The following is a 13,605-nucleotide window of genomic DNA, read 5'->3' on the forward strand; positions in this document are numbered from 1 at the left end:
CACCCATACGGACGACACCCGCGGCGCGGCGCGCGCCAGGACTGAGTTCCGCTTCGCCGGGCAGACGCCCGGCAGACGGTGGACCACCCGCCCACGGGTGTCCGAAGTCCTGCCGAGGGGGTCGGATCAGTGACACGTACGAGCCGCAGACAGCGGCGAATCGAGCTCGAACGCCCGTGGTTCACCAAGCAGCGCTGGATTCTCGTCCTGCTGGTGGTGCTGCCACCGATCGGTGTCGTGCTGATGTGGGCGGTGACCCGATGGACACCGATGACGAAACTCGTGCTCACCGTCGTGGCGGCGCTCTGGTGCGCGGCCCTGGTCGTCGGGTTGAGTACGAACCTGGAGACGCACGACAACAGCCCCGACCCCGTGGCGCCGATCGTCGACGACGGACGAGGGCCGCAGTCGTCTCCGTGACCCGTTCCCGCCCGCGATCCGCACCGATCCCACCAATGGAGTGACGACCCGATGCCCTCGCGCGACACCTCGCCCGGCACGCCGCCCCCGCACATCACGCCGTTGCTCGTCGACATCCCCGAGGCGGACCTCGTCGACCTGCGGGAGCGCCTCGCGCGCACCCGTTGGCCCGACGCCGAACCGGTGACCGACTGGTCGCAGGGCATACCGCTCGCCTATACCCGCGAGTTGGCCGAGTACTGGCGGACCACGTACGACTGGCGCAAGACCGAGGCCAGGCTCAACGCGTACGACCACTTCAAGGCACGCATCGACGGCCTGGGCATCCACTTCATGCACGTGCGCTCGCGGCACGAGGACGCGACGCCGCTGATCCTGACCCACGGTTGGCCCGGCTCGATCATCGAATTCCTCGACGTGATCGGGCCGTTGACCGACCCCACCGCGCACGGCGGCGACGCGACCGACGCGTTCCACCTCGTGGTGCCCTCGTTGCCCGGCTACGGCTTCGGCGACCGGCCCACCGAGACGGGGTGGGGCATCGACCGCATCGCCCGCGCGTGGGCCACGCTGATGGCCGATCTGGGCTACGACCGCTACGGCGCGCAGGGCGGCGACTGGGGAGCGATGATCACCGCGTCGATCGGCCGCCAGGACCCCGATCACCTCGTGGGCATCCACCTGAACATGCCGGTCGCGACACCGGCCCCCGAGACACTGAAGGACCAGGACCTCACGGCCGGTGAACGGCAGATGCTCGCCGACCTGGCCACGCACCGGGAGTGGGGCACGGGCTACAGCAGGATCCAGTCCACCCGGCCACAGACCCTGGGCTACGGGTTGACCGACTCGCCGGTGGGCCAACTCGCCTGGATCGTCGAGAAGTTCCGCGAGTGGACCGACTGCGACGGCCACCCGGAGAACGTGCTGTCGCGCGATCACCTGCTCGACAACGTGATGCTGTACTGGCTGACCGGCACCGCCGCATCGTCGGCCCGGCTGTACTGGGAGAGCTTTCGCGACCCGGACCGGGCCGAGGTCGGCGCGCCCACCGGCTGCTCGATCTTCCCGCACGACATCGTCCGCACCTCGCGCCGCTGGGCCGAGGGCCGGTTCACCGACCTGCGGTACTGGAACGAACTCGAACGCGGCGGCCACTTCGCCGCGTTCGAGGTGCCGCAGGTGTTCGTCGAGGAGGTCAGGCGGTTCTTCCGGCTGGTCCGCTGACCCGGCGGCGCCCGAGGACCACACCGACGAGGACGCACTCACGAAATACCCACCCGCGAGACTCCGGAGAACTGCGGACGCGAGAACCCCGCCTCGACGACGGGTCGAGACGGGGTCCTCGTGCGCTTCGGTGCGCCGTGGCGCGTCCTGGTGGGTGACTACGCGGCCCGCGCCCCCAGGACGCTGCCCAGGAGGTCGTCCAGGCCCACCAGCCCCAGCAGCGTGCCGTCGGCGGCCCGGACCAGGGCCAGCGACGCACGGCGCTCCTGAAGGGCTGCCACGGCCCGCTGGATGGGCGTGTCGGCGCCGAGCGTGAGCACCGGCGCACACAGCTCGCCGGCGGTGTTGCCCGACGTCCGGGTCCGCGACGTGAGCACCGCGCGCACGTGCACCACACCCGACAGCACACCCTCGGCGTCGCGCACGAGCAACCGGTTGCGACCGTTGCGGCGCGACATCGCGACGATCTCGTCGGGACCGGCCGAGGCCGGTACCGAGTCGATCTCCGCCGTCGGCACCACCAGCCGCGCGAGCGGCTCGGTGTGCGTGCGCAGCGTGCCCGCGAGCACGTCGTGCGAGGAACTGTCGATCAGGCCCAGCCGGCGGGATTCGCCGACCAGGCGCCGCAGCCCCTCGGCGTCCTTGGGGTGGGAGAGCTCGTCCTTGGGGTCGATTCTCGCGAGCCGCAGGATCGCGTTGCTGATCCCGTTCATCGCGAGCAGCAACGGCCGCACCACGCGGGTGTAGCCGCGAAAGGACGGCGCCAACGCGGAGGCGACCTTCTCCGGGCCGGCGATCGCCCACGACTTGGGGGCCATCTCGCCGAGCACCATGTGCAGGATCACCACGACGACCAGGGCGATGGCGAACGCCACCGCGTGCCCGGCCGCGACCGGCATGCCCACCGCGTCGAACAGCGGGTCGAGCATCGCGGCGAACGCCGGCTCGGAGACGATGCCCAGGCCGAGCGAACACATCGTGATGCCCAACTGGGCGCCGGCCAACATCAGCGACAGCTCGCGCACCCCCGCGAGAGCGGAGCGCGCGCCGCGCTTGCGCTCGGCGACCATCGCCTCCAGGCGATGCCTGCGCGCGGCCACCAGGGCGAACTCGGCGGCGACGAAGAACGCGTTGCCGACCAGCAGCGCGATGGTGATCGCGAGCGCGGGCCACAGGCCGAGCGACAGCGAGCCCAGACCGCCGCCGGCGGCCAGGGTGGTGGTCACGCGGTCACCTCCGACGGGCGTGCGGGCGACCGGTCGGCCGCCCACTGGGAGTCCTCGGGAGCCGGCGGCAGCGACGTCAGGACGCGCACCCGCACCAGCGACGGCACGTGCCGCTCGACGGCCAGGACCTCGATCTCGGTGTAGCGGATCGGTTCGTCGTCCTCGTCGGCCGCGCGCCCGGCGCGCACCTCGTCGGGGTCGGGCACCTTGATCCGGTCGCCCACCTCGGGCAGCCGGCCCAGGTGCGCGATGACCAGGCCGCCGAGTGTCTCGTACGGTCCGTCGGGCAGTTCCGCGCCGACGATCCGCTCGGTCTCGTCCACCCGCAGACCCGCGTCCAGCCGCCACCAGCCGTCCTCGGGCTCGGTCTCGACGGGCTCCTCGTGGTCGCTTTCGTCGGCGATCTCGCCGACCAGTTCCTCGGCCACGTCCTCGTACGTCACGATGCCCGCGAGGCCGCCGTGCTCGTCCAGGACCACCGCGAACTCCTCGTGCGCCGCGCGCAGCTGTTCGAGCAGCGAGGCCAACCCCGCGGTGTCGGGCACGAGCAGCGCCGGACGCGCGATCGAGCCCGCCGTGACGTGCGCGGTGTCCTCGGGAGCGACCTCCAGCAGGTCGGCCACCCCCACGACGCCCAGGACGTCGTCCACCCGCTCGCCGACGACCGGGTAGTGCGAGTGGCCGCACCGCGCGACCAGCTCGATCAGCTCGGCCGCGGTGGTTTGCGCGCGCACGCGTACGACATCGGGGCGCGGGACCATCACCTGGTCCACGCTCAGGTCACCGAACGCGATGGCCCGGCGCAGGATCCCGGAAAGATCCGCGTCCAGTTCGCCGTCCCGGCCGGCCTCGTCGACGATGTGCGCGAGCTCCTCGGTGGTGGCGCCGCCGTGCAGTTCCTCGACGGGCTCGATGCCGATCGCTCGCACCAGGCGGTTGGCCAGGGTGTCGAACAGGCGGATCACCGGGCCGAAGATCTTCAGGTACACGAGCGTCGGGCGACTCAACAGGATCGCGACCCGCTCGGGCTCGGCGATGCCCCAGTTCTTGGGGACCAGCTCACCCAGGACCATCTGGATCCCGGTGGCCACGACGAAGCCCAGGATCAGTGAGATCACGGGGACCGCGCCGTCCGGGACTCCGACGCCGTCCAGGACGGGGGAGATCACCGCGGCGAGCGCGGGTTCGGCGATGAAGCCGACCAACAGGGCCGTCACGGTGATGCCCAGCTGGGCACCGGACAGCATGAACGACAGGCGACCCATCACGGTCATCGCGCGGGCCGCGGCCTTGTCACCGGATTCCGCACGGCGACGCAGCAGACTCCGATCGGCCGCGACGTACGCGAACTCCTGCGCGACGAAGAAACCGGTACCGAGGGTGAGGATCACGATCGCGGCTATACCTAGAGCCGCGCCCATCACACCGCCTCCCGGACATCGCGGCTCGAATCGCAGTCGCGGGAGGGACCGGTACTAGGGGGGTCCGTCTCTTGGGCGGACACGCACACTCCTTGTTGCTCAACGGGCATTTCGGGGTCAAACACTTACCGTTGCGAACGTACCATCGTGCGCGGTTGTTCCCCCGGCTCGGGCAAACAAGTGCGCCGTGGGAGTCGAATCCGAACCAGTATCAAAAGATGCTTGGCTTTCGGTGCCGCGACATGACAATCTGTGCGTCCGCGAACACTGAGCGGTGATGAAGCGTTCGGCGGGCGCGATCCGCGCGCCGCGGCGACGGGAGCGTCGCGGCGACGGAGTGGGGGCGGCCGTCGGCTCCGACCGTGATCGACGACAAGTTCATCCGTACGGGGGAGCGACCCACGTCCGTCGGTCCGGAAGATTGGTACCGGGAACCTCGCACCGCCGCAACGACGTTGACAACATCAGACGGGGGCAGCATGTACGTCGGCAGCCCTGAACCGGCCGACGCCGGCTCGCCCGAGGCTCCATCCCAGGGCCTCCCCGCGCGCGAGAAGGAGATCATGCCTCGCACACTCGACGACTACGCCGTGTCGCTGGCCGCCCTGAAGGCGTACGACATCACCGGCGTCCGCCCACGTGACCTACGCCGCTTTCGCGACTTCGGCGAACTGCCGGAAGGCGTCCCCGAAGCCGTCGTGCTCCGGGCCCAGCGCATCGTCGAGGAGGAGCGGGACCGGCTGCTGCGCCTGACCACCGGCGCGTGAGCACCGGCAGAGCCGGGCGCGGGCACCGGCGCCCGAGGCCGCGCGGTTTGCGACCGGCGCCGCCGAGACGACGGCCGGTCCCGTCCGGGCTTCGTCGGCCCCGGCCGGGTGTCACCCGTGGTCGGTGACGTCAGTCGGTGCCGTTGAGATACGCCAGGACCGCCAGCACGCGGCGATTGGTCTCGTCCGACGTGTCGATCGACAACTTCGCGAAGATGTTGGTCGTGTGCTTGCTGACCGCGCCCTCCGACACGAACAGCCGCGCCGAGATGGCCGCGTTCGAACACCCCTCGGCCATCAGTTCGAGCACCTCGCGTTCGCGTGCCGTCAACTGCGCCAACGGCCGGTCGCGCACGTTGCGCGCGAGCAGCTTCGAGATGACCTCCGGGTCCATCGCGGTACCACCCGCCGCGACCCGGCGCACCGCGTCCACGAATTCGTTCGTGTCGAACACGCGGTCCTTGAGCAGATAGCCGACCGCGCCCGTGCCGTCCGCGAGCAACTCCCGCGCGTACAACTGCTCCACATACTGCGACAGCACCAGGATCGGCAGCCCCGGTACGCGCCGACGGGCCTCCAGGGCGGCTTGGAGGCCCTCGTCGGTGAACGTCGGCGGAAGTCGGACGTCGACGACGGCGACGTCCGGCTTGTGTTCCACCAGTGCCTTGAGCAGTTCGGGTCCGTTGTCGACGGCGGCGACGATCTCGAACCCGTGCGCCTGAAGCAGGCGCACCAGGCCGTCTCTCAGCAGGGCGAGATCTTCGGCGAGGACAAGTCGTAGGTTCCCCGCACGTGCATCCGGCTTGTCTTGGATCATGGTGGTGGAAGGCTCCCCCGTGTCGTACGTGCTGACTGCGACAACCTCATCGATCCGTACGCGCGCAAGGACGGATTCCCTGCCGAGGACGATCGACAGCGTGAGCTTTCCACAGACCCTCATGAGGGCCAAGGGCGGCGTTTACCCGGCCACGAGGACGAGCGCGGGACGCGAAGGTCAGAGCTCCTTCGCGAAGCACCGGCTGTTTGCGTACTCCTTGTAGTAGCCGTAACCCTCGATCGGGGTGAAGCCCGACGAGACGTAGAGCGCTATCGCCTCGGGCTGCCTGTCGCCGGTTTCCAGGACCAGGCGCAGCCGTCCCGCAGTGCGCGCGCTCGCCTCGAGGTGCGCGAGCATCACCCGGGCCAGGCCGCGCCCGCGTGCCTGGGGTACCACGTACATCCGCTTGAGTTCGGCGTCCCCGGCGCGCAGGCTCGGTTCGTCGGCGATGTCGGCGGCGTCGCCGCGCACCCGCCATCCGCCACTCGCGACCGGGCCGCCCTCGTCGTCGTAGGCGACGCAGAACAGCCCGTCCGGCGGCAGGAAGTCGGCGGGATCCACGGCCGACTCGTCGGGATCGCCGTAGCGCTCCACATACACCTGCTGCACGTCGGCGACCAGCTTGCGCACGTCGGGGTGGTCGTACCCCAGGGTTTTGATCTCCACGAGAAAACGCTAGCCCGTACGCTCGCGCGGGCCGCCGGCAGGTCCGTCACGATGCCCGCCCCCGGTGGGGATCCACGCACCGGCGACGACGCGTGGCCGCCGAACTACTTGACCTTGTCGGGTATCGGCGGTGGACTGTGCGACACCCGGTGACACGTGTCATCCGTTCCGGCCCGTAGTAAGGAATCGTCGTGCGTACACCGCGCCACACGCTCGTCCAGTTCAGCGATGTCCACGTCGTCCCCGAGGGCGAGTTGCTGCTCGATCGGCTGGACACCCTCGACCAGTTGCGGCAGGCCTTGGCCGCGGTCGAGGCGGCCGAACCGACTCCCACCGCGCTGCTGTTCACCGGGGACCTCGCGGACACCGGCGACATACGGGCGTACCGCCGGCTGCGCACCGCGGTGACCGAGGCGGCGGCGCGGATCGGCGCGCCCGCGCTGTACGGGATGGGCAACCACGACGATCGGTCCGCGTTTCGCGAGGGCCTGCTCGGGGCGGCGCCGTCCACCGACGCGTACGACTTCACCCACGTCGAGAAAGGCGTGCGGGTGATCATGCTGGACAGCACGACACCGGGCAGCCACTCGGGTGACCTGACGGACGATCAGCTCCAGTGGCTCCGCGCCGAGTTGGCCGAGCCCGCGGCGGGCGGCACGGTCCTGGGACTGCACCACCCGCCGATCCCGACGCCGCTCGCGTTCCTGGAACGGCTGTCGCTTCGGGACCCGAGTCGGTTGGGGCGGGTGATCGCCGGCACCGACGTGCGCATCGTGCTGACCGGCCACAACCACCACGCGACGTGCGGCGCACTGGCCGGGATACCGGTGTGGGCGGCCCCCGCCGTCGCCTACCGCGCCGACGTGTTCCCGCCGGCAGGCACGTATCAGGGTGTCACGGGGGTGGGCTACACCCGTGTGGACCTCTACGACGACTGCGCCACGGCGACGTTCGTCCCGGTCGGCCCGATCGAGCCGGTGTACGCGTACGAGCGGGCGAAGGTGGACCGCTACCTGACCGCGCACGAGGGCTGATCGGGCCGCGGCGCCTCAGACCTGCGGCCGGTAGGAGCCGAACGACCACAGGTTGCCCTCGGAGTCGCGCGCGGTGTAGTCGCGGCCGCCGTACTCCTGGTCCGTCGGCCGCATGACCACGGTGGCCCCGGCCGCCTCGGCGCGCGCACAGTGCTCGGTGACCTCCTCGTCGCTGCCGAGGATGCAGTAGGTCGACGCCCCGCCGACCGGCCACTTCAGTTCCTGGCCGCACCCTTCGGGAAGGTTGGAGCCGAGCATCACCATGCCGTTGCCGAAGCTGAGTTCGGCGTGCGCGATGGTGTCGTTGTCCCCCGGCACGATCATCACCGGCTTCAGCCCGAAGGCGTCCTGGAGGAACTTCACCGCGGCCGGCGCGTCGTTGTAGCGCAGCGTCGGGACGATGTCGGAAATCAGGGGCTTGGCGTTCATGGTGCTCTCCTCGGCTGGGCTGTTGGATCCAGCTTCCGGCGAGTGACCCCCGGCCGTATTGGATAAACGGGCACGACACGCGCGGCGCGGTTCAGCCCTCGAAGCCGCCGCCCGACGGCAGCCGGGAGTTCAGGTAGGTCCGGGGGGTGGTGCCCGCCAATGCCTTGAACTCGCGATTGAAGTGCGCCTGGTCGTAGTAGCCGGCCTCGATCGCCAGCTCGGACCACGGGCGCGGCGCCGTGTCCAGGAGGGTGAGCACGTGCCGAAAGCGCAGGATGCGGGCCACCGCCTTGGGGGGCAGGCCGACCTGTTCACGAAAGCGCGTGCCGAGGTGGCGGCGGCTCCACCCCGTCTCGGCCGCCAGTGTGGCGACCTCGACCCGGCCCGCGCCCGCCTCGATCAACTCCCAGCAGCGAGTCACCTCGGGCAGTGGCTCGGGGCCCCGGTCACGGCGGCGCAGCAGCAGTTCGTCCACGTGGGCAAAGCGCGCGGCCCAGTCGGGCGCCGCCACGAGCCGGTCGGTCAACCGGTCCACGTCCCACCCGGGAAGGTCGTCGAGGTGCACCACGTGGTCGGCGATCTCGGTCGCCGGCAAGCCCAGGAGCGTGTACGCGCCGAGCGGGGTCAGGTCGATCTGTACTCCGGACTGGTAGCCGTCGTGCTCGACCATCGCCGGACCGTCGTGCAGGCCGGCCACGAACGACGTGGTGACGTCGGGCGCGTAGGAGGCGTCACGGGGCGAGGACACTCGCATGGGGGCGAATCCGATGATGATCGTCACCGATCCACTGGCCACCTCGCGGCGGCACAGCGGCGCGATCGTGCGCTCGTCGTAGCCGCAGTAGGGCCCGACGAGATCGGCGAGCGCCGGATGCGGCGGCGCGAAGGCCATCTCCCACGACCCGGTCGCGGACGTGTGTCGGGTCACGTGCAGAGTGTCCGTGGGCACCATGCTTTCCAGTCTCACACCGGTCACCGACAAACCGAGAAGGAGCGCTCGATGCGCATCGCGATCGCGACCGACCAGATCAAGGGCTCGGCCCTGTACCTCGCCGACGAGTTGCGCAAGCGTGGTCACGAGCTGACCCTGTTCGGTGCCTTCGATCCCGACCACGTGCCCGAGTTCGACGACGACTGGGCGCCGGTGAACGCGGCCGCCGCCCGCGAGGTGGCGGCGGGGCGGGCCGATCAGGCGATCGTGTGCTGCTGGACCGGTACCGGCGCGTCGATCGCGGCCAACAAGGTCGAGGGGGTCCGCGCGGCGCTGTGCACCGACGCCGAGACGGCGGCGGGCGCGCGCCGCTGGAACCATGCCAACGTGTTGGCGCTCGGGCTGCGGCTGACCTCGGGGCCGGTCCTGATGGAGATCCTGGACGCGTGGTTCGCGACCGCCCCGAGCACGCAGCCGGCGGACGTGCTCAACGTCGAGCACGTCGCGAACATCCGCCTCTGAGCCCACCCGCGCTCGATCCCCGGTTCGACGTCCGTCGCGTCGACACCCGGCGCGTCAACGCCCCTCTCGTCGATGCCCTTGTCGATCCACGCGTTCGAGATAGTCGGGCAGGTCGGCGAAGTGGCCGATCACGTCGATCTCCTCGGGCAGCCGCTTCGGTCGGCCCATCGGCGCGATCAGCACCGCCCGCATGCCGAACACGTGCGGTGCGGTGGCGTCCTTGGCGGGAGTGTTGCCGACGAACAGGATGTCCTCGCGCGCGACGCCGCCACACGCGCGCTCGACCCGGGCGTAGAAGTCGGGGTGCGGCTTGCGCAGGCCGATCGCACAGGACAGCACGATCGCGTCGAAGCACGCCTCGATGCCGGCGGCGGCGAGAGTGCGGCGGCGAACCGACTCGGGGCGTTGCGTGTCGCACGCCAGGACGCACACCAGGTCGCGGGCACGCACGCGGTGCAGCGCCTCGGCCGCGCGGCGGATCACCCGCGAGTCGGGAATCTCGTCGAACACCGCCTCGGTGACCGCGTCCGGGTGGGGGATCCGCGCGCCGCTCAGTGACGCGGCGCGGCGGATCTCCTCGGCGAAGGGGGTGTGGGTGTCGTGCACGCGGTCGGCGGTGCGGGTGATCCGGTGCACGTGGTCGTAGGCGGCGACGAACGCGTCGGGCACATCGGTGCCGGGCATGCGACGCAGCACCGCCAGGACGGTGCGCCCGTCCGGGTTGGGGCCGGGCAGCGCGAGGGTGTCGCCGAAGTCGAGGGCCAGCGCGCGTACGTTCATGATCACGCCGGTCCCCCCGGCCGGGGGCGCCTACACGGCGTCGTGGGCGGTGTGGGTGACGGTCGCCGTGGTGGGTGGTTCCGATCCGGCGGGCTCGCGGAGGTTGCGCGCGAGCAGCCACGCCGCGGCGCACACGACGATCAGCGGGGCGAGCGCCACGCGCAGGCTCGTGGCCTCGGCGAGCGCGCCGATGGCCGGGGTGGCGATGCCGCCGATGCTGACGGCGAGGCCGAGGGTGACCCCACTCGCGGTGCCGACCCGGTTCGGCAGGTAGTCCTGCCCGAGTGTGACGTGCAGTGAGAACGGGACGTACAACGCGATGGCGGCCGCGGCGGCGAAAACGTACAGCGCGGGCCCGGGGACGAAAACGACGCCCGCGGTCGCGGGGACACCCGCCGCGTACGCCGCGCGCAGGGTCCGGATGCGCCCGTGTCGCGCGGCCAGCCGCCCGCCGAGCACGGTGCCGACCGCGCCGCCGGCGAACAGCGTGAACAGCGCGGCGGAACCGGCGGTGTCGCCGCCCCGCAGATGCTGCTCGGCGAAGAGCGCGATGAAGGTACTGAGCCCGACGAACACGATCGAGCGGCACACGATCACCCCCGAGAGCCGCAGGAACAGCGGCCAGTCGTCGGCACCGGTGGGCCCCGCGCCGGCGGCACGCGCGGCGGCCGCGTGTCGAGCCAGGCCGCGGATCACGGACGCGGTGATCAGTACCCCGGCCGCGGCCGGCACGAGCAGCCACGGGGTGGCGTCGAGGCCACCGGCCGACAGGATGGGCGACGCGACCACGGGAGCGAGCGCGAAGCCGATGTTGCCGCCGAGCGAGTACCAGCCCATCGCGATGTGGCTGCCGCGACTGGCCACCCGGGCCAACCGCGCCGACTCGGGGTGGTAGGCGGCGACGCCCATTCCGGACAGCGCGATCGCAAGCCACGTGAACAGGTAGGAGTCGGCGAGCCCGGACAGCGCGATGCCCAGCCCCGCGCCGGTGGTGCTCACCGGGATCAGCCAGGGCATCGTCCAGCGGTCGGTCAGCGCGCCGAACAGCGGCTGCACGATCGAGGAGAGCAGCGTGGCGGCGAGCACGATGCCCGACGCCGCGACGTAGCCGTAGTGGCGCTCGGCCACCAGGAAGGGCACCAGGCACGGCACGGCGCCCTGGTAGAAATCCACCGTCGCGTGCCCGACGGCCATCATCGGGATCGCGCGGCGCTCGGAATGTCGAGATGTGGTCACCCATCGATCTTCGAAGCCCGGACCGCCGGCGAGCTTCCGATAACCTGCCAACCGATGCCGAACTTGAGCCAACCCGCCTCCGGCAAGCACACGATCACCCGATATCTGCCACCGGGCGGCGGGATCGTGGCCCACCGGCACGACCGCCACCAGATCATCCACGCGGGTCGCGGCGTCTTGTCCGTGACCACCGATGCCGGCAGTTGGGTCGCTCCGGCCACCCGCGCACTGTGGATTCCGGCCGGGACGACGCACGAGCACCGCGCGCACGGGCGCACCGTCCTGCACGCGGTGGGCGTGCCGGCCGACACCAATCCGCTGGGCCTGGACCGGCCCGCCGTACTCGCGGTGGGACCGCTCCTGCGCGAGCTGATCATCGCGTACAGCCGACCCGCCGTGGAGAACACCGCCGAGGGCCTGCGGATGCGGGCCGTCCTGCTCGATCAGCTCCGCCACACCCCGGAGCAGTCGCTACACCTGCCCACGCCCCGCGATCCCCGACTCGTCGCGGTGTGCGCAATCTTGCGCACCGACCCGGCCGACCCGCGCACCCTCGCCGAACTCGGCGCGAGCGTCGGCGCGGGCGCCCGCACGCTGACCCGCCTCTTCGGCACCGAACTGCACATGACATTCCCCCAGTGGCGCACCCAACTCCGCCTCCACCACGCCCTGTGCCTGCTCGCCGAGGACGTCCCGGTCACCACGGTCGCCCACCGCTGCGGCTGGGCCTCCGCAAGCGCCTTCATCGATGTTTTTCGGCGGGCGTTCGGGCATACACCGGGAGCCCACCGCGAGACGGGCCGAGTGGGACAGCCTTGAAAAAACGCAGCGCCGGAAGCCCACCGCGAGGTGGGCCGAGCCGCAGGCCCTCGAAGACCCGCGCGTTCAGTTCCGCACGCCGGGCAACCCCGTGACGAAGTCGGCGAAGGCCGACGGGTTGCGGGTCTGGACGAGTACTCGTCCCGGGCCGGTGAAATCGAAGACCAGCCCTTCGCCCGATGTGACCGACGCGATCGTGCGACCGCGCGCGGCCCGGCGCGTGGTGAAGGTGATCGTGGGCGAGTACGCGACGACGTGTCCGGTGTCGACCACCACCTGCTCCCCCGGCTCCAGGTCGAGCACGTCGAGCGCGCCGTAGCAGCCGAGGATCACCTCGCCCGTCCCGGACGCGTGCACCAGGAAGCCGCCCTCCCCGCCGACGAGGTTGCGCAGCCCACCCCACTTGGTGTCGATGCGAACGTCGGCCGAGTTGGCCAACCAGCAGGTCCTGGTCAGCAGGAACTCGGGCACGTCGGGGGTCAGCGTGACATTCGCGATATCACCGGGCAGGGCGGTCGCGACGTCGACCCAACCACCGCTCGCGGGCGCGGTGAACGTGGTCTGGAAGAACGACTCGCCGCCCAGCACACTGCGCTTGAGGCCGCGGATGAGGCCGCCCTCGACCTTGGAGGTGATCTCCACGCCCGCGCTGTGCGCCATCATCGCGCCCGACTCGGCCCGCATGGCCTCCCCCGGATCGAGCACGCAGCGAGCGGCGGCGAACGCGGGACCGTGTCTGACTGTGACTCGCATCGTCCGAACGTGGCACGGGGTTCGCGCGCACGCGAGCACCGACGCCGCCCGGCCCGCGACGATCACCCGGTCGGCGCACAGCTCCAGAAAATGCCCGACCCAGGCCGATTACATACAGTTCTGTCATGAGCAAGATCCACGAGGCCGACCTCGATCGCGTCGCCACATACGCGGCGGAACTCCCCAATGCCTGGCTTTTGTGCCGGGAACTGGGCCACAACTGGGGCCCGCACAGTGCTCGCGTCGTCGACGGTGGGGGTTTCGATCGCGTGCTGCGTTGCCGCCGTTGTCCCACCAGGCGCCACCAGGTGTTGGACGCCTACGGGCGGATCGTCTCCAACAGCTACGACTATCCGGAGGGCTACCAGATGCCCGCCGGGCAGGGGCGCATCACCGGCGACGGCCGCGGCGTGCTGCGGGTGACCAGCATCCGCCACGACATCGAGGCCGCCGACCAGCGGGCCGCGAAACGTCGGACCGCCGCCGCCAAGCCCGCGGCGACCGGCGCCCGGACCGTGCGTCCCGCCCGTCCCGCCCGGGGCAAGCGCTGATGGCCC

General features: G+C 71.0%; 16 protein-coding genes. 7 read left to right on the plus strand and 9 right to left on the minus strand.

Annotated elements, in window-relative coordinates; translation table 11 throughout:
• Window positions 1-129: 129 nt before the first annotated feature.
• Window positions 130-420, plus strand: coding sequence for a hypothetical protein (locus GT354_RS06755; RefSeq protein WP_161355294.1), 291 nt, complete (start codon window positions 130-132; stop codon window positions 418-420).
• A 51-nt stretch (window positions 421-471) separates the two neighbouring features.
• Complete coding sequence (locus tag GT354_RS06760; protein WP_161355295.1) at window positions 472-1,647, plus strand: epoxide hydrolase family protein; 1,176 nt, start codon at window positions 472-474, stop codon at window positions 1,645-1,647.
• A gap of 158 nt (window positions 1,648-1,805) precedes the next feature.
• Here GT354_RS06760 and GT354_RS06765 read toward each other — a convergent pair whose 3' ends face one another.
• Both GT354_RS06765 and GT354_RS06770 read right to left on the minus strand, forming a co-directional pair.
• A complete protein-coding gene (locus tag GT354_RS06765) occupies window positions 1,806-2,873 on the minus strand; it encodes a hemolysin family protein (RefSeq protein WP_346011900.1) in 1,068 nt (355 codons plus the stop codon).
• A complete protein-coding gene (locus tag GT354_RS06770) occupies window positions 2,870-4,294 on the minus strand; it encodes a hemolysin family protein (protein ID WP_161355296.1) in 1,425 nt (474 codons plus the stop codon). The genes GT354_RS06765 and GT354_RS06770 overlap by 4 nt, the downstream gene beginning before the upstream one ends.
• 563 nt (window positions 4,295-4,857) lie before the next feature.
• On the opposite strand from GT354_RS06770, the gene GT354_RS06775 reads away from it, so the two are divergent.
• On the plus strand, window positions 4,858-5,061 hold the full coding sequence (locus GT354_RS06775; RefSeq protein WP_161355297.1) for a hypothetical protein: 204 nt from the start codon (window positions 4,858-4,860) through the stop codon (window positions 5,059-5,061).
• A gap of 130 nt (window positions 5,062-5,191) precedes the next feature.
• Here the strand turns inward: GT354_RS06775 and GT354_RS06780 are convergent, their stop codons facing one another.
• Window positions 5,192-5,878, minus strand: coding sequence for a response regulator transcription factor (locus tag GT354_RS06780; protein ID WP_161355298.1), 687 nt, complete (start codon window positions 5,876-5,878; stop codon window positions 5,192-5,194).
• Between the two features lie 177 nt (window positions 5,879-6,055).
• On the minus strand, window positions 6,056-6,544 hold the full coding sequence (locus GT354_RS06785; protein ID WP_161355299.1) for a GNAT family N-acetyltransferase: 489 nt from the start codon (window positions 6,542-6,544) through the stop codon (window positions 6,056-6,058).
• 191 nt (window positions 6,545-6,735) lie between these two features.
• Here GT354_RS06785 and GT354_RS06790 point away from each other — a divergent pair, with 191 nt between their 5' ends.
• The gene (locus tag GT354_RS06790; RefSeq protein WP_161355300.1) at window positions 6,736-7,578 is read left to right on the plus strand and encodes a metallophosphoesterase; all 843 of its coding nucleotides are present in this window, start codon (window positions 6,736-6,738) and stop codon (window positions 7,576-7,578) included.
• A gap of 15 nt (window positions 7,579-7,593) precedes the next feature.
• Here GT354_RS06790 and GT354_RS06795 read toward each other — a convergent pair whose 3' ends face one another.
• Both GT354_RS06795 and GT354_RS06800 read right to left on the minus strand, forming a co-directional pair.
• Window positions 7,594-8,007, minus strand: a complete 414-nt coding sequence (locus GT354_RS06795; protein ID WP_161355301.1) for a VOC family protein — start codon at window positions 8,005-8,007, stop codon at window positions 7,594-7,596.
• 91 nt (window positions 8,008-8,098) lie between these two features.
• Window positions 8,099-8,959 carry a helix-turn-helix domain-containing protein gene (locus tag GT354_RS06800; protein WP_161355302.1) on the minus strand — a complete coding sequence of 287 codons (861 nt, stop codon included), beginning with the start codon at window positions 8,957-8,959 and terminating at the stop codon, window positions 8,099-8,101.
• A 48-nt stretch (window positions 8,960-9,007) separates the two neighbouring features.
• Between GT354_RS06800 and GT354_RS06805 the strand changes: the two genes are divergently transcribed.
• A complete protein-coding gene (locus tag GT354_RS06805; protein WP_161355303.1) occupies window positions 9,008-9,460 on the plus strand; it encodes an RpiB/LacA/LacB family sugar-phosphate isomerase in 453 nt (150 codons plus the stop codon).
• A gap of 54 nt (window positions 9,461-9,514) precedes the next feature.
• Here the strand turns inward: GT354_RS06805 and GT354_RS06810 are convergent, their stop codons facing one another.
• Window positions 9,515-10,240, minus strand: coding sequence for an HAD family hydrolase (locus tag GT354_RS06810; RefSeq protein WP_237534446.1), 726 nt, complete (start codon window positions 10,238-10,240; stop codon window positions 9,515-9,517).
• A gap of 30 nt (window positions 10,241-10,270) precedes the next feature.
• Window positions 10,271-11,437: an MFS transporter gene (locus tag GT354_RS06815; RefSeq protein ID WP_161355316.1), complete on the minus strand. Its 1,167-nt coding sequence runs from the start codon at window positions 11,435-11,437 to the stop codon at window positions 10,271-10,273.
• A gap of 93 nt (window positions 11,438-11,530) precedes the next feature.
• On the opposite strand from GT354_RS06815, the gene GT354_RS06820 reads away from it, so the two are divergent.
• A complete protein-coding gene (locus tag GT354_RS06820; RefSeq protein ID WP_161355305.1) occupies window positions 11,531-12,295 on the plus strand; it encodes a helix-turn-helix transcriptional regulator in 765 nt (254 codons plus the stop codon).
• A 66-nt stretch (window positions 12,296-12,361) separates the two neighbouring features.
• On the opposite strand, the gene GT354_RS06825 is transcribed toward GT354_RS06820, so the two are convergent.
• On the minus strand, window positions 12,362-13,048 hold the full coding sequence (locus GT354_RS06825; protein WP_161355306.1) for a TIGR00266 family protein: 687 nt from the start codon (window positions 13,046-13,048) through the stop codon (window positions 12,362-12,364).
• 125 nt (window positions 13,049-13,173) lie between these two features.
• On the opposite strand from GT354_RS06825, the gene GT354_RS06830 reads away from it, so the two are divergent.
• Window positions 13,174-13,599, plus strand: a complete 426-nt coding sequence (locus GT354_RS06830) for a hypothetical protein (RefSeq protein ID WP_161355308.1) — start codon at window positions 13,174-13,176, stop codon at window positions 13,597-13,599.
• Window positions 13,600-13,605: the final 6 nt, after the last annotated feature.

The organism is Streptomyces sp. SID3343, from assembly GCF_009865215.1.
In the GTDB taxonomy this organism is placed as follows: Bacteria; Actinomycetota; Actinomycetes; order Streptomycetales; family Streptomycetaceae; genus Embleya.

Excerpts from the sequence above, each read along its gene's own strand:
- GT354_RS06780 (WP_161355298.1), bottom strand. The coding sequence starts at position 5,878 with ATGATCCAAGACAAGCCGGATGCACGTGCGGGGAACCTACGACTTGTC.
- GT354_RS06810 (WP_237534446.1), bottom strand. The coding sequence starts at position 10,240 with ATGAACGTACGCGCGCTGGCCCTCGACTTCGGCGACACCCTCGCGCTG.
- GT354_RS06815 (WP_161355316.1), bottom strand. The coding sequence starts at position 11,437 with ATGATGGCCGTCGGGCACGCGACGGTGGATTTCTACCAGGGCGCCGTG.
- GT354_RS06800 (WP_161355302.1), bottom strand. The coding sequence starts at position 8,959 with ATGGTGCCCACGGACACTCTGCACGTGACCCGACACACGTCCGCGACC.
- GT354_RS06805 (WP_161355303.1), top strand. The coding sequence starts at position 9,008 with ATGCGCATCGCGATCGCGACCGACCAGATCAAGGGCTCGGCCCTGTAC.
- GT354_RS06770 (WP_161355296.1), bottom strand. The coding sequence starts at position 4,294 with ATGGGCGCGGCTCTAGGTATAGCCGCGATCGTGATCCTCACCCTCGGT.
- GT354_RS06775 (WP_161355297.1), top strand. The coding sequence starts at position 4,858 with ATGCCTCGCACACTCGACGACTACGCCGTGTCGCTGGCCGCCCTGAAG.
- GT354_RS06820 (WP_161355305.1), top strand. The coding sequence starts at position 11,531 with ATGCCGAACTTGAGCCAACCCGCCTCCGGCAAGCACACGATCACCCGA.
- GT354_RS06825 (WP_161355306.1), bottom strand. The coding sequence starts at position 13,048 with ATGCGAGTCACAGTCAGACACGGTCCCGCGTTCGCCGCCGCTCGCTGC.
- GT354_RS06760 (WP_161355295.1), top strand. The coding sequence starts at position 472 with ATGCCCTCGCGCGACACCTCGCCCGGCACGCCGCCCCCGCACATCACG.
- GT354_RS06795 (WP_161355301.1), bottom strand. The coding sequence starts at position 8,007 with ATGAACGCCAAGCCCCTGATTTCCGACATCGTCCCGACGCTGCGCTAC.
- GT354_RS06830 (WP_161355308.1), top strand. The coding sequence starts at position 13,174 with ATGAGCAAGATCCACGAGGCCGACCTCGATCGCGTCGCCACATACGCG.